This window comes from Rhodococcus sp. NPDC056960 (assembly GCF_042674125.1).
In the GTDB taxonomy this organism is placed as follows: Bacteria; Actinomycetota; Actinomycetes; order Mycobacteriales; family Mycobacteriaceae; genus Rhodococcus_F.
Map to the genome: position 1 here is coordinate 1 of NZ_JBHURF010000001.1, position 21,176 is coordinate 21,176.

Genomic DNA, 21,176 nt, shown 5'->3' on the forward strand with positions numbered 1-21,176 from the left:
AGAACGGCAACACCGAACTCGAGGGCCTGCGCAAGGCGAACGCCGAGCACCCGATCGAGGTCACCGGCAAGAAGCTGCGCGACCTGATGAGCTGGGTCGACCGGCCGATCACCGAAACCGCCTAGGTTTCACTGCTTTACAGATCCACCGCACCACCGGCCCGATGCCGCATCGGTCTCGTTCGAGGCCCCCGATGTGACATTGGGCCGGTGGCGTTCGGTGTCCGATTCCGTTGTCGCAGGCGTCCACTATGTGGTATCGCAGACCAGGATGCATTTTCCCTGTGAGGGCGGACTAAGCTGTGTGTGGTCAAAACACCCCACACCCACCGATTCAGGGAGTTTGCACGTGAGCCAGCCAGGCCGTCCTGTAGTTCTGATCGCCGACAAGCTCGCGCCGTCCACCGTCGAGGCATTGGGCGACGGTGTGGAGGTGCGTTGGGTCGACGGACCTGATCGCCCGGCCCTGCTCGCAGCGGTGCCCGAGGCCGACGCGATCCTCGTCCGCTCCGCCACCACCGTCGATGCCGAGGTCCTGGCGGCCGGCACCAAGCTCAAGATCGTCGCCCGCGCCGGCGTCGGCCTCGACAACGTCGACGTGCCCGCCGCCACCGAGCGCGGTGTCATGGTCGTCAACGCTCCGACGTCCAACATCCACACGGCCGCCGAGCACGCGGTCGCGCTGATGCTCGCCACCGCCCGCCAGATCCCCGCCGCCGACGCCACCCTGCGCGACCGCGAGTGGAAGCGCAGCAAGTTCAACGGTGTGGAGATCTTCGGCAAGACCGTCGGTGTCGTCGGCCTCGGCCGCATCGGCCAGCTGTTCGCGCAGCGTCTCGCCGCATTCGAGACGCACGTCATCGCGTACGACCCCTACGTGTCGGCCGCCCGCGCCGCGCAGCTCGGCATCGAGCTCGTCACCCTCGACGAACTGCTGGAGCGCGCAGACCTCATCTCCGTGCACCTGCCCAAGACCCCCGAGACGAAGGGTCTGCTGGGCACGGAGAACCTGGCGAAGACCAAGAAGGGCGTCGTCATCGTCAACGCCGCCCGCGGCGGTCTGATCGACGAGTCCGCGCTGGCCGAGGCTATCAAGTCCGGTCACGTCCGCGCCGCCGGCCTCGACGTGTTCGAGTCCGAGCCGTGCACCGACAGCCCGCTGTTCGACCTGCCCGAGGTCGTCGTGACGCCGCACCTCGGTGCGTCCACCAGCGAAGCGCAGGACCGCGCCGGAACCGACGTCGCGAAGTCCGTACTGCTCGCTCTCGCAGGCGATTTCGTTCCCGACGCCGTCAACGTTTCCGGTGGCGCCGTGGGCGAGGAAGTTGCCCCGTGGCTCGAGATCGTCCGCAAGCAGGGCGTGCTGATCGGCGCGCTGTCGGGTGAACTGCCCGTCAACCTGTCGGTCGACGTGCGCGGCGAGCTCGCGTCCGAGGACGTCGAGGTGCTCGCGCTCTCGGCTCTGCGCGGTGTGTTCTCCGCCGTCATCGAGGACGCGGTCACGTTCGTCAACGCTCCCGCGCTCGCGGAGGAGCGTGGCGTCACGGCCGAGGTTACCAAGGCGGCCGAAAGCCCCAACCACCGCAGCGTGGTCGACCTGCGCGCCGTGTTCGGCGACGGCAGTGTCATCAACGTGTCGGGCACCCTGACCGGCCCGCAGCAGGTCGAGAAGATCGTCAACATCAACGGCCGCAACTTCGAACTGCGCGCCGAGGGTCTCAACCTGGTGATCAACTACACCGATCAGCCCGGTGCGCTGGGCAAGATCGGCACGCAGCTCGGCAACGCGGGCATCGACATCCAGGCTGCCCAGCTCAGCCAGGACGCCGAGGGTGAGGGTGCGACCATCCTCCTCCGCGTCGACCGCGAGGTGCCGAGCGAGGTGCGCGAGGCGATCTCCACCGCCGTCGGCGCCACCAAGATCGAGCTCGTCAACCTGGCCTAATCCCCACTGTGCGCGTGCCACGACCCCGTCGTCGTGGCACGCGCACAGCTCTATGTGAAGTGAGGCGTTCATGAAGCTTGCGGTCATTCCGGGTGACGGCATCGGTGTCGAGGTCACGGCCGAGGCGCTGAAAGTGCTGCGCAAACTCGTCCCCGATCTCGAGACCACCGAGTACGACCTCGGTGCCCGTCGATACAACGCGACGGGGGAGCTGCTCCCGGACGCCGATCTCGCGGCGATCCGTGAGCACGACGCGATCCTGCTGGGCGCCATCGGCGATCCGTCGGTCACGCCGGGCGTGCTCGAGCGGGGGCTGCTGCTGAACATGCGATTCGCGCTGGATCATCACGTGAATCTGCGTCCGTCACAGCTGTATCCGGGTTCGAAGTCGCCGCTCGCGGCGCAGCCCGACATCGACTTCGTGGTCGTGCGCGAGGGCACCGAGGGGCCGTACACCGGCAACGGCGGCGCGATTCGCGTCGGCACCCCGCACGAGATCGCGACCGAGGTCTCGATCAACACGTGGTTCGGCGCCGAGCGGGTGGTGCGCTACGCGTTCGCGCTCGCACAGACCCGGCGTAAGCACGTCACCCTGATCCACAAGACGAACGTCCTCTCCAACGCCGGCGCGATCTGGACGCGTGCGGTGGAGACCGTGTCGGCCGAATACCCGGACGTGGAGACGGCCTACTGCCACATCGACGCGGCCACCATCTACATGGTCACCGACCCGTCGCGCTTCGACGTGATCGTCACCGACAACCTGTTCGGCGACATCATCACCGACCTCGCGGGTGCGGTCACGGGGGGCATCGGCCTGGCGGCGTCGGGAAACATCGACGCCTCGGGCACGAACCCGTCGATGTTCGAGCCGGTGCACGGCAGCGCCCCGGACATCGCCGGCCAGGGGATCGCGGATCCCACGGCGGCCATCCTGTCCGCGGCGCTGCTCCTGCGGCACCTCGGCCGCGACGGCGATGCAGCGCGGATCGAGGCTGCCGTCGAAGCGGATCTGGCGTCCCGCGGGGACTCGAAAGTTGTGACTTCGGAGGTCGGCGACCGGATCGCATCGGCCCTCTAGGGCCGCGATTCGACCCTGTCGTCCTCGATCCCCGTGGACCGGTCTTCGGACCGGGCCACGGGGATCAGTGGTATCGACACCGCCGGGAACACGGCGGCGATCGCGAAAGTCACCGGGAAGCCGACGATCCCGATCAGTGCGCCGAACGCCGGAGGAACGATCGAGGCGGCGACGAACTGCCCGGTGTTCTGGACGCCGAGTGCTCGTCCGCCCCAGAACGGTCCGGCGATCTCGGCCACGGCGGTGAAGGCGAGGCCGTTCGGCGCCACCGTCGCGACGGACGCTGCGAGCAACGCCGCGATCGCCAGTGGTGAATCGACCGAGTCCGTCACGGCGAGGGCAGCCATCGACAGACCGCCGGCGACGGCGACCCAGCGGAGCGGGCGCATGCGACTGCCGACCACGTCGGACCAGAACCCGACTCCCATCCTGCCGAGCGCGCCGAGGATCTGAGCGACGGTCACGATCAGCCCCGCTGCCGTTGCTTCCCAATGCCTTTCGGAGATCAGCCACACCAGCGCATAGGTCCACACCGTGTACTGCGGCACGACGAGCAGGACCGAGACGGCGTGGATGCGCCACAGCGTGCCGCTGTCGCGATAGGGATTGGCGAGCATGCCGAGATCCGCCGCGGCGCTGCGGCTCGGTCTGGGCGGATCGACCACCCAGAGTGCGCAGGCCAGCGCCGCGCTCGCACACAGGGCCGCGGGCAGGGCGAGCGCCCAGCCGATACCGTGATCGTGCGCGACCGAGGGAAGTGTCAGCGCCGCGCAGGCGATGCCGAGGGGCAGCGACATCTGCCGGATACCCATCGCGAGTCCGCGGCGTTCGGGCGGGAACCAGCCGACGACGACGCGCCCACTGGCCGCATTCGCCGAGGCCGCCGCCATGCCGCCGAGCAGGAGGAAGAGTGTGGTGGCCGTGAGCGATCCGGACAGTGCCGCGCCCAGTCCCGCCGCCGCAGTCGTCGCCATCCCGGCGGCCAGGACCGTGCGCTCGCCGTAGCGGTCCGCGAGTGCACCCCACGCGATCAGCGTCAGCATCACGCCGAGCGTGGGTGCGGCGACGACGAGTCCGGTGCGGGCGAGGCTGAGCCCGTGGTTCTCCTGCAGTTCGGGAATGAGGAAGGCGACGCCGTTGACGAACACCGCCTGTGCGGCCTGGGCGAACATCCCGAGTGCGAGCATCCACCATCTGCGGGCGGTTCCGACGGAGGACGGCGTGTCGATCGATGCGGTCATGTCATCTCAATATCTAGGATTTGCTTCTCATATATTGGGGAACATGTGGAGTCTATACCCCGCGGACCCCGGCGTCCCGGCACGACGGTGGACCCGGGCCGATAGACTCGGCGCCATGCGTCTTGGTCGAGTGGCAAGTCCCGATGGTGTTGCGTTCGTCAGTATCGAGGGAGACGGGGAGTCCCGAATCGCGAAGGAGATCGCCGAGCACCCCTTCGGCACTCCCACTTTCACCGGCCGGAGCTGGCCGCTCGCCGATGTGCGACTGCTGGCCCCGATCCTTGCCAGCAAGGTCGTGGCCATCGGAAAGAACTACGCCGCCCACGCCGCCGAAATGGGGGGAGAGGCGCCGGCCGATCCTGTGATCTTCCTCAAGCCCAACACCTCGATCGTGGGCCCCGACGCCGCGATCGTCCTACCGAAGTCCTCCAACGAAGTTCATTACGAAGGCGAACTGGCGGTTGTCATCGGACGTCCCTGCAAGGACGTGCCCGCCGCCAAGGCGCTCGACGTCGTGCTCGGATACACGGCAGCGAACGACGTGTCGGCCCGTGACCACCAGCGCCACGACGGGCAGTGGACGAGGGCCAAGGGGCACGACACGTTCTGCCCGCTCGGGCCGTGGATCGAGACCAAGCTCGACGCGTCCGACGTCGACATCACCACCGAGGTGGACGGCGAAGTAAAGCAGCGCAGCAACACTTCGCTTCTGCTGCACGACATTCCGAAGATCATCGAGTGGGTGTCCGCCGTCATGACGCTGCTCCCGGGCGACGTGATCCTCACGGGCACCCCCGAAGGCGTCGGTCCGATCGTCGACGGCCAGAGCGTGAGCGTCACCATCGGTGGCATCGGCACCCTCACGAACCCGGTGACCGCCAAGCGCTGACGGCTCTCGTGTCGGGATCGGGAGCGGACTAGCCTGTAGGAGTCCGTTTTCCCAGCGTCGACCCAAGTGAGCCATGACCACAAGCGAAGTTCGCGTCCGTTTCTGCCCGTCTCCCACCGGAACCCCGCACGTGGGGCTCGTCCGAACCGCCCTGTTCAACTGGGCGTTCGCCCGACACAACGGCGGGTCGTTCGTGTTCCGCATCGAAGACACCGATGCCGCCCGTGACAGCGAGGAGTCGTACCAGGCGATCCTGGACGCGCTGCGCTGGCTCGGGCTGAACTGGGACGAGGGACCGGAGGTCGGGGGACCGTACGAGCCCTACCGTCAGTCGCAGCGACGTGATCTGCACCTCGACGTCGTCGCCAAGCTGCTCGCGGCCGGCGAGGCCTACGAGTCGTTCTCCACGCCCGAGGAGGTCGAGGAGCGGCACAAGGCCGCCGGCCGCGATCCCAAGCTGGGCTACGACAACTTCGATCGCGATCTGACTCCGGAACAGCGGCAGGCATTCCTCGACGAGGGACGCAAACCGGTCGTGCGGCTCCGCATGCCCGATCACGACCTGACGTGGGTCGACCTCGTGCGCGGCGAGACGACGTTCAAAGCGGGAACCGTGCCCGACTTCGCGCTCACCCGCGGAAACGGCATTCCGCTCTACACGTTGGTCAACCCCGTCGACGACGCGTTGATGAAGATCACACATGTCCTCCGCGGTGAGGACCTGCTGTCGTCGACACCCCGCCAGCTCGCCCTCTACGAGGCGATGCAGCGGATCGGCGTGGCCGATTTCACGCCCCGATTCGGGCATCTGCCGTTCGTCATGGGGCAGGGCAACAAGAAGCTGTCGAAGCGCGACCCCGAGTCGAACCTCTTCATCCACCGCGACCGCGGTTTCGTCCCCGAGGGATTGCTGAATTACCTGGCGCTGCTCGGCTGGGGTATTTCCGACGACCACGACGTGTTCTCGCTGGACGAGATGGTGGCGGCCTTCGACATCTCCAAGGTCAACTCCAATCCGGCGCGGTTCGACCAGAAAAAGGCCGACGCGATCAACGCCGAGCACATCCGGCTGCTCGAGCCCGAAGATTTCGCCGCGCGCCTGCGCGCGTTCCTGACGCTCCACGGCCATCTCGGGGAGACCGTGGACGAGTCCGTCTTCGCAACCGCTGCAGAACTGGTCCAGACGCGCATCGTGGTCCTGTCCGACGCGTGGGATCTGCTGAAGTTCCTGTTCGTCGACGAGGCCGACTTCGCGATCGACCCGGCCGCTGCGGCCAAGAACCTCGGGGCCGATGTGGCGCCGGTCCTCGACGCCGCCCTCGCGGCGGTGAACGCGGTCGACGGGTGGGACGCGGCGTCACTGGAAGAGGCCCTCAAGACCGCTCTCGTGGACGAACTGGGCCTCAAGCCGCGTAAGGCATTCGCTCCGGTCCGGGTGGCCCTCACGGGCTCGCACATCAGCCCGCCGCTCTACGAGTCGATGGAACTCCTCGGACGCGATATCTCGCTGTCGCGTCTGCGCTCGGCACGGGCCGGCATCGCCGATTAGGCGTCGCCCTCGGGCCGAGAAGAGCGCAAAAACAGTCCCTGACCATACGATTTGGTAAATCCAGGCAGTAGGCTGGTAATCTCTTCTTCGGCCCGAGGCGGGCCGCAGAGCCCAGAAGCTCAGCGGTTCGAGAACGGCCATTGGGGTATGGTGTAATTGGCAACACAGCGGTTTCTGGTACCGCCATTCTAGGTTCGAGTCCTGGTACCCCAGCGGAAGTTCGGCCGATTTTGACTCCGAACTTCTGGAAGCTATGCTTGCTGAGCTTCCACAGCAACACGAAGTTCCTGGCCCCGTCGTCTAGCGGCCTAGGACGCCGCCCTCTCAAGGCGGTAGCGCGGGTTCGAATCCCGTCGGGGCTACAAAGAGAAACACCCTCCAATTCGTTGGAGGGTGTTTCTTTTATCCGCACGATTCGTCGTTTATCCGCTCTTGCGGCGGAATTCGCGTTTGTGGTCGGCAGGCCCGTGCACCTCGTGCACCTTGGAATGCCCGTCCTTGTGATCGGCGGACATCCCGGCCTGATGATTTTTCCGCTCGAGTGCTTCGCGGAATTTCTTTTTCGTGTCCTCGTTACTGGCGTCGGTCACGGTGAACTCCCTCGGTAGTCGGTTCACTCAGTGAAGCTACGCCGCGGGCTCCGGGAATGCTCCCGTTTTTTTCGCCGGGGGCAGGATCAGCCGCGGCGGTCGGCCGCAGCCAGGTATGCGGCCGTGGTCCCGCCCACCGGCATGGCGGGGAGGCCGAGCTTCGCGTGGTCCCAGCTCCTGATGCGCTCGGGAACGATCCGCACGACCACCCGCTTGTGCAGAAGTTGATCGATGGCGGGGCGGAGGTCGTCGGTGTACGGCCCGGTGTAGCGCTCCCAGACGCTGACCCCGACGGCGAACATCGCGTCCGGGTCCTCCACGATCTCGGCCCGGCCCTCCACCGAAATCCCGCGCAGCGTGTCGTAGGTGTCACCGTCCTCGATGAGGACGGTGACCCTGTCGTCGCGTCGCAGGTTCACGGCCTTCTGCGATTTGGACTTGGTCTCGAACCAGATCTCGCCCTCGATCAAGCCGTACCACATGGCGACGAGGTGGGATCTGCCGTCCGCTGCCACCGTTGCGAGCGTGGCGATCCGGCTCCGATCCATGAATTCGGCGATCTCCGAATCCGTCATCGTGATCTGTGAGCGTTGGTTCTTCCCCATCGGCCTCTCCTGTCGCAAGTGAGCATCGGTCGCAAGTGCCGCGCGTGATCAGAGCCTCTTGTGCAGCGCCTCCGCGGCGGCGAGAAGGTCGGCCGCCCACCGGGCGCCGGGGCGTCTGCCCATTCTGTCGATGGGTCCGGACACCGAAATCGCCGCGATGACGGCACCGGAGGAGTCCCGCACGGGCGCGGCGACACTGGCGACGCCGGGTTCGCGCTCGGCGGCGCTCTGGGCCCAGCCGCGCCGACGGACCTCGAGGAGTACACGCTCGCCGAATGCCGCGTCGGGGAGCACCGTGCGCTGCGTCTGCGGGTCGGCCCAGGCGAGAAGGACCTTGGCACCCGAACCGGCGCTCATCGGCAGACGCGCTCCGACGAGAACGGTGTCGCGGAGGCCCGTGGGCGGTTCCATCGCCGCCACACAGATGCGTTGCGTGCCTTCCCGCCGGTACAGCTGCACACTTTCACCGGTGATCTCGCGCAGTCGTGGCAGCACGAGCGCCGCCGCCGAGACGAGCGGATCGTTGGCCGTGGCAGCCAGTTCGGCGAGCCCGGGACCGGGGCACCACAGCCCGTCGGAATCGCGCGTCAGGAGGCGGTGGACCTCGAGCCCGACGGCCAGCCGATGGGCGGTGGCCCGGGGGAGCCCGGTGCGTGAGCACAGTTCGGTGAGGCTGCAGGGCTTCTCGGCCACGGCATGAAGCACGCCTACCGCTTTGTCAAGGACTCCGATGCCGCTATGCTGTCTCATAGGTCGATACCACATTCTCGCATATTGGGATCATAGCGCACCTCGTCCAAACGTCGAGTGCGTGTCCGAGAAGAGGGTAACGACATCGAGCGCACAGCGGACCAGCCCGAAGCTCGCCGTGCGAGAGGACACACAGAGGTGGAGAAGATGGCGGAGAAAGCACGCACCCTGGCAGAGAAGGTGTGGGACGACCACGTCGTGGTCCGGGGTGAGGGAGACAACCCCGACCTCATCTACATCGATCTGCATCTCGTTCACGAAGTGACGAGCCCGCAGGCATTCGACGGACTTCGGCTCGCCGGGCGTCCGCTGCGCCGCCCCGACCTGACGATCGCCACCGAGGACCACAACGTCCCCACCGTCGACATCGACAAGCCTATCGCCGACCCCGTCTCCAAGACTCAGGTGGACACGCTGCGGCGCAATTGTGAGGAATTCGGTGTCCGGCTGCACCCGATGGGCGACATCGATCAGGGAATCGTCCACGTCGTCGGTCCGCAACTCGGTCTCACCCAGCCCGGTATGACGGTGGTGTGCGGCGACAGCCACACGTCCACGCACGGCGCCTTCGGCGCGATCGCGATGGGTATCGGCACCAGTGAGGTCGAGCACGTCATGGCGACCCAGACGTTGTCGTTGCGTCCCTTCCGGACGATGGCGATCACCGTCGACGGTGTATTGCCGGAAGGGGTGACGAGTAAGGATCTCATTCTGGCCGTCATCGCGAAGATCGGAACGGGTGGAGGCCAGGGCTATGTCCTGGAGTACCGCGGCGAAGCGATCCGCCGGATGTCGATGGAAGCGCGGATGACGATCTGCAACATGTCCATCGAGGCGGGTGCCCGCGCCGGAATGATCGCCCCGGACGAGATCACCTACGAATTCATCAAGGGGCGCCCGCACGCTCCGCAGGGCGCCGACTGGGACGCCGCGGTGGCGGCGTGGGAGCAGCTGAAGACCGACGAGGGTGCAGTTTTCGACAACGAGGTCCACATCGACGCGAGCGCCCTGACGCCGTTCGTGACGTGGGGCACCAATCCGGGGCAGGGGCTGCCCCTGGGTGAGGCGGTGCCGAATCCGGCCGAGATCGCCGACGAGAGCGAGCGTCAGGCCGCGGAGAAGGCGTTGACCTACATGGGCCTCGAGGCCGGAACTCCGTTGCGTGAGGTGGCGATCGACACGGTGTTCGTCGGTTCGTGCACCAACGGCCGGATCGAGGATCTGCGGGCCGTGGCCGACGTGCTGCGGGGCCGCCACGTGGCCGACGGGGTCCGGATGCTCATCGTCCCGGGCTCGATGCGTGTTCGCGCGCAGGCCGAAAAGGAGGGTCTCGGCGAGATCTTCACCACCGCGGGCGCCGAATGGCGGCAGGCGGGGTGCTCGATGTGCCTCGGCATGAACCCGGATCAGCTCGCGCCCGGCGAGCGTTCGGCCTCCACGTCCAACCGCAATTTCGAGGGACGGCAGGGCAAGGGCGGCCGGACTCACCTGGTTTCGCCTCTCGTCGCCGCCGCGACCGCGGTCCGGGGAACGCTGTCCGCGCCGGCAGATCTGGTCTAGGACTCAAGGAATTTAGGAGATTTTTCGATGGAATCCTTTAGCACACACAAAGGTATCGGCGTCCCACTGCGGCGATCCAACGTGGACACGGACCAGATCATTCCGGCGGTCTATCTGAAACGAGTGACCCGCAGCGGTTTCGAGGACGGTCTGTTCGCCGCGTGGCGCAACGATCCGAACTTCGTCCTCAACGTCGCCCCGTACGACAAGGGCAGCGTTCTGGTGGCCGGACCGGACTTCGGTACCGGCTCCTCCCGGGAACATGCCGTGTGGGCGCTATCCGACTTCGGATTTCGGGTCGTGATCGCGTCTCGCTTCGCGGATATCTTCCGGGGCAACGCCGGCAAGGCAGGTCTGCTGGCCGCTCAGGTGGCCCAGTCGGACGTCGAACTGCTCTGGAAGTTGCTCGACGAGCAGCCCGGTCTCGAATTGATCGTCGACCTCGAGAACAAGACGGTGACCGCCGGAACCACCGTGGTGCCCTTTGAGATTGATGACTACACGCGGTGGCGTCTGATCGAGGGTCTGGACGACATTGGATTGACATTACGGCAGGTAGAAGCCATTTCCGAGTTCGAAAAGTCAAGGCCTTCTTGGAAACCAACGACACTTCCGGAGCCTGCTTCGACCGACTGAAAGTTGGAATCGGAGCCCTGTCTCCCAGATAATAAGTTCCTGAGAATGGTGCCGCGTTGTATGAGAATTGGCGTGGCACATAGACTCCTGCGGTATTCAGGTTTACCGTAGTTCGTAGTCGGTCCGATGATGGGCCATTAGTTCGCGGAGGAATTTCAATGAATAAGGCAGAGCTCATCGATGTTCTGACCGAGAAACTGGGGACGGACAGGCGCACGGCAACAGAAGCTGTCGAGCATGTCGTGGACACGATCGTCCGAGCGGTGCACCGCGGCGACAGCGTCACCATCACCGGTTTCGGTGTCTTCGAGCAGCGTCGTCGTGCGGCACGTGTCGCACGTAACCCGCGCACGGGTGAGACCGTGAAGGTCAAGCCGACGTCGGTGCCGGCGTTCCGTCCGGGCGCTCAGTTCAAGGCGGTTATCGCTGGCGGCCAGAAGCTTCCGGCCACCGGTCCCGCGGTCAAGCGCGGCGCAGCGGCGCCCGCCACCAAGGCCGCCGCGAAGAAGGCTGCCAAGAAGACGGCGGCGAAGAAGACTGCCGCCAAGAAGGCGGCTCCCGCGAAGACCGTGGCAGCGAAGAAGACCGCCGCCAAGAAGGCTCCGGCCAAGACCACGGCAGCAAAGAAGACCGTGGCGAAGAAGGCGGCTCCGGCCAAGACCGTGGCAGCGAAGAAGACCGCCGCAAAGAAGGCTCCGGCCAAGACCACGGCAGCAAAGAAGACCGCAGCCAAGAAGGCCCCCGCGAAGCGCGCCAAGTAATACCAGCACAACGCAGGACCGCCCGAACACAGACAGGCGCCGACCCCTGGGGTCGGCGCCTGTCTGTGTCTAGTGAGACCCCCGGTCCGCGGTGTCAATTCTCTTTGCGGGAAGGGGGGAGGGGACTGTCGATGTGGTCGGCGGCGATCAATTTGCCACCGGACAGCGACAGCACCCAGGTGCTCGCTTTTCTGTTCCGTGCCGGGGGAAGGGCGATACCGTCGACGTCGGCCCACCACTCGAGAAGATCCGGAATGACACCGCCCTGACTGCAGATCACCTGGACTCCGCCGCGAGCGGCGATCTTGCGGACCCGGGTGCGGGCGGCCGCAGGGTCGGCGGAGTAACTCTCCTCGGACAGCAGCGAATCCAACCGGACGGTCGTGTCCAGCATGCGTGCCAGCGGCTCCACGGTTTGGATGCATCGCGTCCGATCGGCCGAGGTGATGTCGGTGGCTCCGAACGCGTCGAGTTGTGCGACGAGTGCGTCGGCTTGCCGCCGGCCGTTCGCATCCAGGGGCCGGGTGGTGTCGTCGCCTTTGTAGCGTTTACGGCTCCCCGCCTTCGCATGCCGCACGAGAAGCAAGGTTGCGGTATCGGGCGGCTGCGCCGTGAACCGGCGGAGCATTCTGCGATCCATGGGATAGGACAATTCATCGGCGACCTCGGACACCGGAAGCCACCGCATTTCGTCGACTTCGCTGTTGGCGGCGAATTCACCGTCACGGACCTCTGCCGCCCAGTACTCCACTCGTTTCAATCGGCGATGCCCGGGAATCGGGTACGTCAATGCGCCGAGGTGCCGCCCGAGTCGCCCGCGGATACCCGTCTCCTCTTGTACTTCCCGCAATGCCGCGACGACGGCGGTCTCGCCCGGGTCGAGTTTTCCCTTGGGAAACGACCAGTCCTCGTATTTGGGCCGGTGAATGAGTGCGATTTCGATCTCGTCGGGATTATCGGGAGACTTCCGCCACAGCACTGCCCCCGCGGCGAAGATATTGGCTTTGACCGGTTTGCCGGGTGAACTGCTCACCGAGTTCCTTCCTTGTGCCGCGGATTCGCGCGTTCAGGATCCGGTGCCCATCCGCTTCCGCATCATGGCCTCCTGGTGGTCGCGCACCTCCTGGCCGTGCGCCGGGGACGGAACCCAGCGGCCGTCGGGTCCGAGTGCCCAGCATCGCGTGGACGGGTCGAGCGCCGAATCGAGGATCTCGCCGATCTGACCGGTGAGCCGAGGATCTTTCACCTGTGCCATGACCTCGACCCGACGGTCGAGATTGCGGTGCATCATGTCGGCGCTGCCGATCCAGTATTCGTCCGCGCCGCGGAAGTGGAACACACGGGAATGCTCGAGGAACCGTCCGAGAATGGAGCGGACGTGGATGTTCTCGCTCAGGTCGGGAACCCCGGGTTTGAGAGCGCAGATGCCGCGGACGACGATGTCGACGCGCACGCCGGCCTTGGACGCGCGATACAGCGCGTCGATGACCTGTTCGTCGACCAGGGCGTTGGCCTTGAGGCGGATTCCGGCGACGTCGCCCCGCAATTGGTGCGCCACCTCGGCGTCGATTCGCTCGACGATTCCCCGGCGCACACCGTACGGCGCGACGAGGAGATTGCGGTACTGCGTCTTCCGTGAATAGCCGGTCAGGGAATTGAACAGGTCCGTGAGGTCGGCGCCGATCTCGGGCGCAGCCGTGAGCAGGCCGATGTCCTCGTAGAGCCGGGCGGTCTTCGGGTTGTAGTTGCCGGTTCCGATGTGGCAGTAACGCCTGATGGTGGACCCTTCACGACGAACGACGAGGCACGTCTTGCAGTGGGTCTTGAGCCCGACGAGTCCGTAGACCACGTGCACGCCCGCGTGTTCGAGTTTGCGGGCCCACTTGATGTTGGCCTGCTCGTCGAATCGCGCCTTGATCTCGACCAGCGCCACAACCTGTTTGCCCGCCTCGGCGGCGGTGATCAGCGCGTCGACGATGGGCGAGTCGCCCGAGGTGCGGTACAGGGTCTGCTTGATGGCCAGCACCTGGGGGTCGGCGGCGGCTTGTTCGATGAAGCGCTGGACGCTCGTGGAGAAGGAGTCGTACGGGTGGTGGACCAGCACGTCGCCGTCGCGGAGAGTGGAGAAGACGCTCTTGGGAGTTTCCCGCTCGCCGAACGCCGGATGCGTTGCCGGAACGAACGGCGCGTCCTTGAGTGCGGGGCGGTCGACGGCGTACACCTGCCAGAGGCACGACAGATCCAGCAGTCCGGGAACCTGGATGACGTCGCCGGGATCGACGTCGAGTTCGCGCAGCAGCAGTTCGAGCATGTGCTCGGTCATGTCGTCCGCGACCTCGAGCCGCACCGGGGACCCGAAGCGACGGCGCGCCAGTTCCCGTTCGAGCGCCTGCAGGAGATCCTCGTCGCGATCTTCCTCGACCTCGAAATCGGCGTTCCGGGTGATCCGGAACGCGTGGTGCTCCACCACTTCCATGCCGGGGAAGAGCATGTCGAGGTGCGCGGAGATCAGATCTTCCATGGGCAGGAACGCGTCGATGGAGGACGGAGTCTCGTCACGGCGGACCCGGACGAACCGTCCGACGTTGTCCGGAACCTTGACCCTCGCAAAGTGTTCGCCGCCCGTCACCGCATCCTTCACCGTCACCGCGAGGTTGAGGCTCAGACCGCTGATGTAGGGGAACGGGTGGGCGTGGTCGACGGCGAGGGGAGTGAGGACGGGGAACACCTGGTCCTGGAAATGCAGGGACAGTCGCGCCCGGTCGTCGTCGGTGAGATCGGCCCATCCGATGATGGAGATCCCTTCGGAGGCAAGCGCCGGGCGCACGGAGTCGAGGAACACCCGCGCGGCCTTCTCCGAGATCTCCTGCGTCCGGGTCGCGATCAGCGACAGCTGTTCGCGCGGGGAGAGGCCGTCGGCGGACCGCACGGACAGTCCGGTCTCGTCGCGGCGCTTGAGTCCCGCGACCCGGACCATGAAGAACTCGTCCAGATTGGACGAAAAGATGGCGAGAAACTTGGCGCGCTCGAGCAGTGGCAGCGACGTGTCCTCGGCGAGTGCGAGAACCCGGGCGTTGAAATCGAGCCAGCTGAGTTCGCGGTTGAGATAACGATCTTCGGGGAGACCGTCGGTGAGGGCGCTCGTGAGTGCACTGGTCGCAGCGGGGGGAGCCATCGGAACGTTGGTGGGGTTCGGTGAGACGGTGCCGTCGCCGGTTCCGTTCCTGCCTTCCGTGTTGTCGACGTCGGTCTGCTGGTCGAGTGCTTCACGATTACTCACTCCATGATCATCCCTCGAGAATTCGGCCACGGACAATCGATGGCACAAATTCACACCCTCGGCGGTGCGGTACATCTCCACCGTGCGGAACCCGCAATGCGATACCGCGCGGAGCTAGTCGTTTCCGCAGCGGGAGGGGGCGGTGTGTGCGAGAGCGTCGAGTGCGGCTCGCGTCGCGGGTCCGACGCCGAGAGCCTGCGCGGTGTCGAGATCGTCGGCGGTGTCGACGTCGGTGCGCAGTCCCGGCCAGTGCCCGTCGAGGCGCCGCGCCCCCGACTCGAGATGCCGCTTCGCCGATCCCGGTCCGAATCGGGGATCGAGCGGAACCGCCGGGTCGCAGGAGAACAGCGCAGCGGTTCCGGTGCCGTGGTGATCGACGACCACCGACCGGCCACCTGTTCTCGCGGCCGCGAGTGCTTCGCGAAATTCCCCTTCGCGCAGGGACGGAAGGTCGGCCTGCAGGGCGACGACGTCCACTCCGCGCTCGGTGCGCCGGACGTGGTCGGCCGCCGCCGACAGCGCCGCGTTGAGACTGTGCTCGGTTCCGGCCTCGCCCTCTCGATTCTCCGCGGGCGCGGGGTCCGCGTAGACGTGCGCGCCGACGCTGCGGGCGAGCCGGGCCACGGCGGGGTCCGGTGTGACCACGGTGACACCCACGACGGTGGCCACGTCGCGGACGACCGACAGGGTGTCGCGGAGCATCGACAGCACCAGCCCGGTGCGGTCGGCCGTGTCGAAGACGCCCGAAAGGCGTGTCTTGGCTGCGTGAAGTTCCTTCACGGCGACGAGTACGTGGGCGCGCGGCGCCACGGCTCGGGTCGCTGTGCTCATGTGGATATCTTGCCAGTCCGCGCGCGGCGGTGCTCCGAGCGCCCGCATCCGGCCGGGCGGCGACCACGGTTCGGTAGCGGGGCAGCGTGCGACCTCGGCATCGGCAATACTGTGGGCGATGTATCGGGAACGAACGACGAGGGGTGCTGTGTGAGCAAGGCTGCGGTGCTGGGAGCGGGTTCATGGGGGACGGCATTTGCGAAGGTCCTGGCCGAGGCCGGGACGGATGTCACCATGTGGGCGCGACGCGGTGAGGTCGCCGAGTCGATCGTGACGCGGCACGAGAACACGGATTATCTGCCGGGCATCGCCCTGCCGCCGTCGCTGACCGCCACCGACGACGCCCGCGCGGCACTCGACGGCGCCGACATCGTCGTCCTCGCGGTGCCGTCGCAGTCCCTGCGCGACAACCTGCAGGTGTGGAGTCCGATGATTCCCGAGGATGCCACGATGCTCAGCCTCGCCAAGGGAATCGAGACGGGCACCCTCATGCGGATGAGTCAGGTGATCATTCAGGTCACCGGCGCGGACCCCGGGCGGGTCGCCGTGCTGTCCGGGCCCAACCTGGCCCGGGAGATCGCGATCGGTCAGCCGGCGGCCACGGTCGTCGCGTGCACGGATTCGACGCGGGCGCTCGCATTGCAGAAGGCGTCGGCCACCGGGTACTTCCGCCCCTACACGAATTCGGACGTCATCGGTTGCGAGATCGGCGGTGCCTGCAAGAACGTGATCGCCCTCGCGTGCGGTATGGCGTCGGGAATCGGTTTGGGAGAGAACACGATCGCCAGCATCATCACTCGCGGTCTCGCCGAGATCATCCGGCTGGGAGTCGCGCTCGGTGCGAAGCCCGCGACGCTCGCGGGCCTCGCCGGGGTGGGCGATCTGGTTGCCACCTGCACGTCGCCGCTGTCGCGAAATCGATCGTTCGGCGAGCGTCTCGGTCAGGGCGGTTCGATCGAGAGCGCCCAGGCGGCCACCCACGGGCAGGTCGCCGAGGGTGTCAAGTCGTGCTCGTCGGTGCGGGCTCTCGCGGCGAGCTACGACGTCGAGATGCCACTCACCGATGCGGTGCACCGGGTGTGCCATGAGGGTCTCGTGGTGCAGGACGCGATCGGCCAGTTGCTCGGCCGCCGTACGAAGCCGGAGTGAGCGCGTGAGTGGTGATTCGACACGCTGCGTCAAAGCGGTCGCGGCAGAGAAGATTCCCGGTTCGCCGATGCAGCGGGGGCCGGTCTTCGCGGCGCCCTACCAGTTGAGCGCGGACGAGGGCACCGAGTCCGACACCTATGCGCGTGCCTCCAACCCGGGGTGGCGGGATCTCGAGGCGGCACTCGCGACGCTCGAGGGCGCCGCGGGCGCTCTCGTGGTCGGCTCCGGGATGTCGGCGGTCACCGTCGTGCTGAGGAGCCTGCTCACCGCGGGCGACACCGTGATCGTTCCGTCCGACGGCTACTACCAGGTGCGCGCGTACGCCCGGGAGCGGCTGGAACCGATGGGCATCACCGTGCACGAACTGAAGACGGCCGACATGGCGGGCGAGACTGCCGCCGCGCTGCTGGCCGCCGCCGAGGGGACGACGGTCGTGGTGGCCGAAACCCCGTCCAACCCATCCCTCGACGTGGTGGATCTGCGCGCGGTGTCGGAGCAGTGCGCGAACGCCGGCGCGGTTCTCGTGGTGGACAACACGACCGCGACCCCGCTCGGCCAGCAACCGCTCGCGCTGGGCGCAGACGTTGTAGTTGCCAGCGGCACAAAGGCTTTGAGTGGTCACAGTGACCTTCTCATGGGCTACATCGCCGCATCGGATGCGGATTTCCTGGCCGGGATGGAGCGCGAGCGGGCGCTGTCGGGCACGGTGCTGGGGCCGTTCGAGACGTGGCTCGCCCACCGGAGTCTCGGAACGGCGGGCCTGCGGTTCGAGCGCCAGTGCGCCAACGCCCTCGCACTCGCGGGTCTGTTCGACTCGCATCCGGCCGCGCACCGGGTGCGGTACCCGGGGCTTCCGGGCGATCCCGCGCACGGTGTCGCCGCCGGTCAGATGCGACGATTCGGCGGCCTCGTGAGTTTCGAGCTCGATTCCGCCGAGCAGTTCCATCGGCTCGTCGCCGGCAGCGAGCTCCTCGTGCCCGCGACGAGCTTCGGCGGCATCCACACCAGCGCCGACCGTCGGGCGCGGTGGGGCGACCCCGTGCCCGACGGGTTCGTGCGGATCTCGTGTGGGATCGAGGACACCGAGGACCTCGTGGCAGACCTCGAGCAGGCGCTCTCCGCACTGTGAGGGCGTGGGTGGGTGCGGTGAGCGGGGCGCGTCGGCGGTACGGTCTGTGTCGTGAGTAAACCGCGTACCCGGGTAGCCGTCATCTTCGGTGGCCGCAGCAACGAGCATTCCGTGTCCTGTGTGTCGGCCGGAAGCGTCCTGAGGAATCTCGACCCGGAACGGTACGAGGTGGTGCCGATCGGCATCACCACCGAAGGCTCGTGGGTTCTCGGGTCCACCGACCCCGACACCCTGTCCATCCGCGGCCGGGCACTGCCCAGCGTCGACGCCGACGGATCCGCACTCGCACTCACCGCCGATCCCACCCGTTCCGGCGCCCTCGTCGCCCTCGACGACGGCGAGGCGGGCAAGATCCTGGCCTCGGTCGACGTCGTCTTCCCCGTCCTCCACGGCGCCTACGGCGAGGACGGCACCATCCAGGGCCTGCTCGAGCTCGCCGGCGTCCCGTACGTCGGACCCGGCGTGCTGGCGAGCGCCGCGGGCATGGACAAGGAGTTCACGAAGAAACTGCTCGCCGCGGAGGGACTGCCCATCGGGTTCCAGGTGGTCCTGCGTCCCGGAACCGCCACGCTGACCGACGAGCAGAAAGCCCGGCTGCACCTCCCGGTGTTCGTGAAACCGGCCCGCGGCGGGTCGTCCATCGGCATCACCCGGGTGGCCGACTGGGCCGCGCTGGACGATGCCGTCGCCCACGCGCGCCGGCACGACCCGAAGGTGATCGTCGAATCGGGGATCTCCGGCCGCGAGGTCGAGTGCGGAGTGCTCGAGTTCCCGAACGGCGACGTGCGGGCCAGCGTCATCGCCGAGATCCGGATGCCGGACAGCTCCGCCGACGACGAGGCGTTCTACGACTTCGACAGCAAGTACCTCGACGACGTGTGCGAATTCGACGTGCCCGCGAAACTCGACGAATCGGTCAGCGAGGAGATCCGCGAACTCGCGGTGCGCGCCTTCTCGGCGCTCGACTGCCAGGGTCTCGCCCGCGTCGATTTCTTCGTGACCGAGGACGGTCCCGTGATCAACGAGATCAACACGATGCCGGGATTCACGTCGATCTCCATGTATCCGCGCATGTGGGATGCGGTCGGCGTCGACTACGGCACGCTCGTCGCGACCCTCGTCGACACGGCCCTCGCACGCGGCACCGGCCTGCGCTAGGGTCGCGGCGGGTCCGGCGCTCAGGGATTCGCGACGGGCGCCGGATCGAGCGGCTTCTGCGGCAGCGCCTGCGACACCGCACCGGAAATGTCCTGCAGCGGCGTCGGGCCCACACCGGTCGGAACCGTCAGTCCGACGTAGACGCCGCGGTCGACGGCGAACCAGCTGCTCGCATCGATGCCCGCGCTCTCACCCGAGATCTCGAACCACTGGACCCCGTCGATCACCTGGAGCGGCGAGGCCTGATCGAATTCGGCGGGACGGTCCAGACCGCACCGCAGCACGAGGGGCTCGCCCTCGGCGGGCTGCCACGCGGCCGTCGCCTCCGGTGCGGGTTCGGTGAGCTCCGCCCTCGTGTAGTCGCCCAGGGAATCGGGCAGACCGGCCATCAGGGTGGCGCACTCCGCCGAGCCGGACGCCGGCGCGGGCACCGGGCCCAGTGACACCGGTTCCTTCACCGGATTCCGTCCGGCGAACACGGCGGCGACGACGATGCCGATGATCAAGGCCACCGGCAGCGCCACCGCCGTGGCGATGAGTGCCGGATTCCGGCGCTCCGGTGGCGCCGCGTCGGAGTTGCGGGCGGGTGGGGTCTGTTCGGGTTCGCGGTCGGACATACTCAGTTCTTGTTCGCAGACTTTTCGGGGACGTCGCAGGTGAGGGTGCGGGTGATGCCGGCGACCTGACGGATCTCGTGCACGACGGGGGCGACCTCGTCCGCGGACACCCGCACGATCACGTCGTACGGTCCGATGACGTCCTCGGCCGTCCGGACTCCCGTGATCTTCGCGATCTCGCTCGCGATCGTCGCCGCCTTGCCGACTTCCGTCTGGATCAGGATGAACGCTTGCACTCTCGCTCCAGCCCTTCCCTGCTCCGCGCCGCATGGATCTCGGTAGAGTCGCGGGTGCTTTCGGCGCGCTGATCGGTCACGTGCCGAGAAGTCCCGGCACAGCTAGAAGGTACCGCAGTCGCACATTCCGTCGACCGGACCCACGGCCGATGCGCGGGCACCCGACACTACGGCGCGCACGGAGGCACACCATCACATCGACGGACTCCCCGGACCACACCCCGTCCCTCACCGTCGCCGACGTCGGCGAGTTCGCCGTGATCGGCCGAGCGGTGGAGGGCCGGGTGCAGCCGCAGTCGACACTGATCGGTCCGGGTGACGACGCCGCCCTCGTCCGTGCGGCGGACGGCCGGGTTGCGGTGTCGGCCGACATGCTGGTGCAGGACAGGCACTTTCGCCTCGACTGGTCCTCGCCGCGGGAGGTGGGCCGGAAAGCGGTCGCACAGAACGCGGCCGACGTCGCGGCGATGGGTGCGCGGCCGACAGCGTTCCTGGTGTCCCTGGGTCTGCCTCCGGATACTCCGATCGACGTCGCCGACGGCATCTCCGCGGGCCTCGGGGAGGCCGCGGAGGAACTCGGGGCCGGCGTCGTCGGCGGCGACCTGGTGCAGGCCGGGCAGGTCGTGATTTCGGTCACCGTCCTCGGTGATCTGGGTGGCCGGAATCCGATCCAGCGGTCGGGAGCGAGACCCGGCGACGTCGTGGCGGTGGCCGGGGACCTCGGCCGATCCGCAGCCGGGCTCGCTCTGCATCTCGGCGGGTCCTCGGATTTTCCGGACCTTCGCGCCGTCCACCGGGTTCCCGTTCCGCCGTACGCCGCCGCCTGGGCGGCCGCCGACGGTGGCGCGCGCTCGATGACCGACATCTCCGACGGACTGCTCGCCGATCTCGGGCACATCTGCGATGCGTCCGGGGTCGGAATGTCCCTGACCCGGGCCGCCCTGACCGTGTCACCCCAGGTGGTGGCGGCTGCGGAGGCCCTCGGCGCCGACTACTGGGAATGGGTGCTCACCGGGGGAGAGGACCACGGCTTCGCCGCGACCTTCCCGGCAGACGTCCCCCTCCCCGCGGGGTGGACCAGGATCGGCGGGGTCCACGACGGATCGGGCATCTCGGTCGACGGCGAGACCCGGCCGGGGGCCGGAGGCTGGCAGAGTTTCGCGGTATAGG

At 67.3% G+C, this 21,176-nt stretch carries 20 protein-coding genes, 2 tRNA genes and 1 pseudogene; 14 read left to right on the top strand and 9 right to left on the bottom strand.

The genetic code is table 11. The features are described from left to right. The 3 genes and pseudogenes from ACFTWF_RS00005 to ACFTWF_RS00015 all read left to right on the top strand — a co-directional run. Positions 1-125: pseudogene (locus ACFTWF_RS00005) on the top strand (ketol-acid reductoisomerase); the annotation flags it as partial. A 223-nt stretch (positions 126-348) separates the two neighbouring features. After that, entirely contained in the window at positions 349-1,944 is a 1,596-nt protein-coding gene (gene serA, locus ACFTWF_RS00010; RefSeq protein WP_378459282.1) for a phosphoglycerate dehydrogenase, read from the top strand. A gap of 70 nt (positions 1,945-2,014) precedes the next feature. After that, on the top strand, positions 2,015-3,025 hold the full coding sequence (locus tag ACFTWF_RS00015; RefSeq protein WP_378459283.1) for a 3-isopropylmalate dehydrogenase: 1,011 nt from the start codon (positions 2,015-2,017) through the stop codon (positions 3,023-3,025). Here the strand turns inward: ACFTWF_RS00015 and ACFTWF_RS00020 are convergent. After that, a complete protein-coding gene (locus ACFTWF_RS00020; protein ID WP_378459284.1) occupies positions 3,022-4,266 on the bottom strand; it encodes an MFS transporter in 1,245 nt (414 codons plus the stop codon). The genes ACFTWF_RS00015 and ACFTWF_RS00020 overlap by 4 nt on opposite strands. A gap of 115 nt (positions 4,267-4,381) precedes the next feature. Here ACFTWF_RS00020 and ACFTWF_RS00025 point away from each other — a divergent pair, with 115 nt between their 5' ends. From ACFTWF_RS00025 to ACFTWF_RS00040, 4 genes are all read left to right on the top strand, one after another. Continuing rightward, positions 4,382-5,155 carry a fumarylacetoacetate hydrolase family protein gene (locus tag ACFTWF_RS00025; protein ID WP_378459285.1) on the top strand — a complete coding sequence of 258 codons (774 nt, stop codon included), beginning with the start codon at positions 4,382-4,384 and terminating at the stop codon, positions 5,153-5,155. Positions 5,156-5,228: 73 nt separating this feature from the next. Beyond that, positions 5,229-6,704, top strand: coding sequence for a glutamate--tRNA ligase (gltX, locus tag ACFTWF_RS00030; RefSeq protein ID WP_378459286.1), 1,476 nt, complete (start codon positions 5,229-5,231; stop codon positions 6,702-6,704). A gap of 141 nt (positions 6,705-6,845) precedes the next feature. Beyond that, positions 6,846-6,917 (top strand) — tRNA-Gln (locus ACFTWF_RS00035). A gap of 76 nt (positions 6,918-6,993) precedes the next feature. Then, positions 6,994-7,066 (top strand) — tRNA-Glu (locus ACFTWF_RS00040). 60 nt (positions 7,067-7,126) lie between these two features. Here ACFTWF_RS00040 and ACFTWF_RS00045 read toward each other — a convergent pair. The 3 genes from ACFTWF_RS00045 to ACFTWF_RS00055 all read right to left on the bottom strand — a co-directional run bounded on the left by ACFTWF_RS00045 (position 7,127) and on the right by ACFTWF_RS00055 (position 8,649). After that, the gene (locus tag ACFTWF_RS00045; RefSeq protein ID WP_185729148.1) at positions 7,127-7,294 is read right to left on the bottom strand and encodes a DUF5302 domain-containing protein; all 168 of its coding nucleotides are present in this window, start codon (positions 7,292-7,294) and stop codon (positions 7,127-7,129) included. 86 nt (positions 7,295-7,380) lie between these two features. Beyond that, positions 7,381-7,899: a pyridoxamine 5'-phosphate oxidase family protein gene (locus tag ACFTWF_RS00050; protein WP_378459287.1), complete on the bottom strand. Its 519-nt coding sequence runs from the start codon at positions 7,897-7,899 to the stop codon at positions 7,381-7,383. A 48-nt stretch (positions 7,900-7,947) separates the two neighbouring features. Next, the gene (locus ACFTWF_RS00055) at positions 7,948-8,649 is read right to left on the bottom strand and encodes an IclR family transcriptional regulator (protein WP_073359163.1); all 702 of its coding nucleotides are present in this window, start codon (positions 8,647-8,649) and stop codon (positions 7,948-7,950) included. Positions 8,650-8,787: 138 nt separating this feature from the next. Between ACFTWF_RS00055 and leuC the strand changes: the two genes are divergently transcribed. The 3 genes from leuC (at position 8,788) to ACFTWF_RS00070 (ending at position 11,606) form a co-directional block, all read left to right on the top strand. Beyond that, positions 8,788-10,209 carry a 3-isopropylmalate dehydratase large subunit gene (gene leuC, locus ACFTWF_RS00060; protein ID WP_378459288.1) on the top strand — a complete coding sequence of 474 codons (1,422 nt, stop codon included), beginning with the start codon at positions 8,788-8,790 and terminating at the stop codon, positions 10,207-10,209. Between the two features lie 27 nt (positions 10,210-10,236). Next, positions 10,237-10,845 carry a 3-isopropylmalate dehydratase small subunit gene (gene leuD, locus ACFTWF_RS00065; RefSeq protein WP_378459289.1) on the top strand — a complete coding sequence of 203 codons (609 nt, stop codon included), beginning with the start codon at positions 10,237-10,239 and terminating at the stop codon, positions 10,843-10,845. Positions 10,846-11,003: 158 nt separating this feature from the next. Then, positions 11,004-11,606 (top strand): HU family DNA-binding protein, encoded by a 603-nt coding sequence (locus ACFTWF_RS00070; protein ID WP_378459290.1) that lies wholly within the window; start codon positions 11,004-11,006, stop codon positions 11,604-11,606. A gap of 94 nt (positions 11,607-11,700) precedes the next feature. On the opposite strand, the gene ACFTWF_RS00075 is transcribed toward ACFTWF_RS00070, so the two are convergent. The 3 genes from ACFTWF_RS00075 to cofC form a co-directional block, all read right to left on the bottom strand. Beyond that, positions 11,701-12,639, bottom strand: a complete 939-nt coding sequence (locus tag ACFTWF_RS00075; RefSeq protein ID WP_378459291.1) for an NUDIX domain-containing protein — start codon at positions 12,637-12,639, stop codon at positions 11,701-11,703. A 33-nt stretch (positions 12,640-12,672) separates the two neighbouring features. Next, the gene (locus ACFTWF_RS00080) at positions 12,673-14,886 is read right to left on the bottom strand and encodes an RNA degradosome polyphosphate kinase (protein ID WP_378459292.1); all 2,214 of its coding nucleotides are present in this window, start codon (positions 14,884-14,886) and stop codon (positions 12,673-12,675) included. 114 nt (positions 14,887-15,000) lie between these two features. Then, entirely contained in the window at positions 15,001-15,717 is a 717-nt protein-coding gene (gene cofC, locus ACFTWF_RS00085) for a 2-phospho-L-lactate guanylyltransferase (RefSeq protein ID WP_378459293.1), read from the bottom strand. A 150-nt stretch (positions 15,718-15,867) separates the two neighbouring features. Here cofC and ACFTWF_RS00090 point away from each other — a divergent pair, with 150 nt between their 5' ends. Genes ACFTWF_RS00090 through ACFTWF_RS00100 form a run of 3 tightly spaced genes read left to right on the top strand, consistent with a single transcriptional unit; the run spans position 15,868 to position 19,153 of the window. Further along, positions 15,868-16,866 carry an NAD(P)H-dependent glycerol-3-phosphate dehydrogenase gene (locus ACFTWF_RS00090; protein WP_378459294.1) on the top strand — a complete coding sequence of 333 codons (999 nt, stop codon included), beginning with the start codon at positions 15,868-15,870 and terminating at the stop codon, positions 16,864-16,866. Positions 16,867-16,870: 4 nt separating this feature from the next. Next, on the top strand, positions 16,871-17,995 hold the full coding sequence (locus tag ACFTWF_RS00095) for a cystathionine gamma-lyase (RefSeq protein WP_378459295.1): 1,125 nt from the start codon (positions 16,871-16,873) through the stop codon (positions 17,993-17,995). Positions 17,996-18,046: 51 nt separating this feature from the next. Then, positions 18,047-19,153, top strand: coding sequence for a D-alanine--D-alanine ligase family protein (locus tag ACFTWF_RS00100; protein ID WP_378459296.1), 1,107 nt, complete (start codon positions 18,047-18,049; stop codon positions 19,151-19,153). A gap of 20 nt (positions 19,154-19,173) precedes the next feature. On the opposite strand, the gene ACFTWF_RS00105 is transcribed toward ACFTWF_RS00100, so the two are convergent. After that, on the bottom strand, positions 19,174-19,770 hold the full coding sequence (locus ACFTWF_RS00105; protein ID WP_378459297.1) for a DUF3515 domain-containing protein: 597 nt from the start codon (positions 19,768-19,770) through the stop codon (positions 19,174-19,176). Positions 19,771-19,772: 2 nt separating this feature from the next. Further along, positions 19,773-20,006 (bottom strand): Lrp/AsnC family transcriptional regulator, encoded by a 234-nt coding sequence (locus tag ACFTWF_RS00110; protein ID WP_378459298.1) that lies wholly within the window; start codon positions 20,004-20,006, stop codon positions 19,773-19,775. Positions 20,007-20,155: 149 nt separating this feature from the next. Here ACFTWF_RS00110 and ACFTWF_RS00115 point away from each other — a divergent pair, with 149 nt between their 5' ends. Further along, positions 20,156-21,175, top strand: coding sequence for a thiamine-phosphate kinase (locus tag ACFTWF_RS00115; protein ID WP_378459299.1), 1,020 nt, complete (start codon positions 20,156-20,158; stop codon positions 21,173-21,175). Position 21,176: the final 1 nt, after the last annotated feature.

Coding starts and splice junctions, on each gene's coding strand:
- ACFTWF_RS00105 (WP_378459297.1), bottom strand. CDS start 19,770: ATGTCCGACCGCGAACCCGAACAGACCCCACCCGCCCGCAACTCCGAC.
- ACFTWF_RS00070 (WP_378459290.1), top strand. CDS start 11,004: ATGAATAAGGCAGAGCTCATCGATGTTCTGACCGAGAAACTGGGGACG.
- gltX (WP_378459286.1), top strand. CDS start 5,229: ATGACCACAAGCGAAGTTCGCGTCCGTTTCTGCCCGTCTCCCACCGGA.
- leuD (WP_378459289.1), top strand. CDS start 10,237: ATGGAATCCTTTAGCACACACAAAGGTATCGGCGTCCCACTGCGGCGA.
- cofC (WP_378459293.1), bottom strand. CDS start 15,717: ATGAGCACAGCGACCCGAGCCGTGGCGCCGCGCGCCCACGTACTCGTC.
- ACFTWF_RS00115 (WP_378459299.1), top strand. CDS start 20,156: ATGCGCGGGCACCCGACACTACGGCGCGCACGGAGGCACACCATCACA.
- ACFTWF_RS00055 (WP_073359163.1), bottom strand. CDS start 8,649: ATGAGACAGCATAGCGGCATCGGAGTCCTTGACAAAGCGGTAGGCGTG.
- ACFTWF_RS00050 (WP_378459287.1), bottom strand. CDS start 7,899: ATGGGGAAGAACCAACGCTCACAGATCACGATGACGGATTCGGAGATC.
- ACFTWF_RS00025 (WP_378459285.1), top strand. CDS start 4,382: ATGCGTCTTGGTCGAGTGGCAAGTCCCGATGGTGTTGCGTTCGTCAGT.
- ACFTWF_RS00020 (WP_378459284.1), bottom strand. CDS start 4,266: ATGACCGCATCGATCGACACGCCGTCCTCCGTCGGAACCGCCCGCAGA.
- ACFTWF_RS00015 (WP_378459283.1), top strand. CDS start 2,015: ATGAAGCTTGCGGTCATTCCGGGTGACGGCATCGGTGTCGAGGTCACG.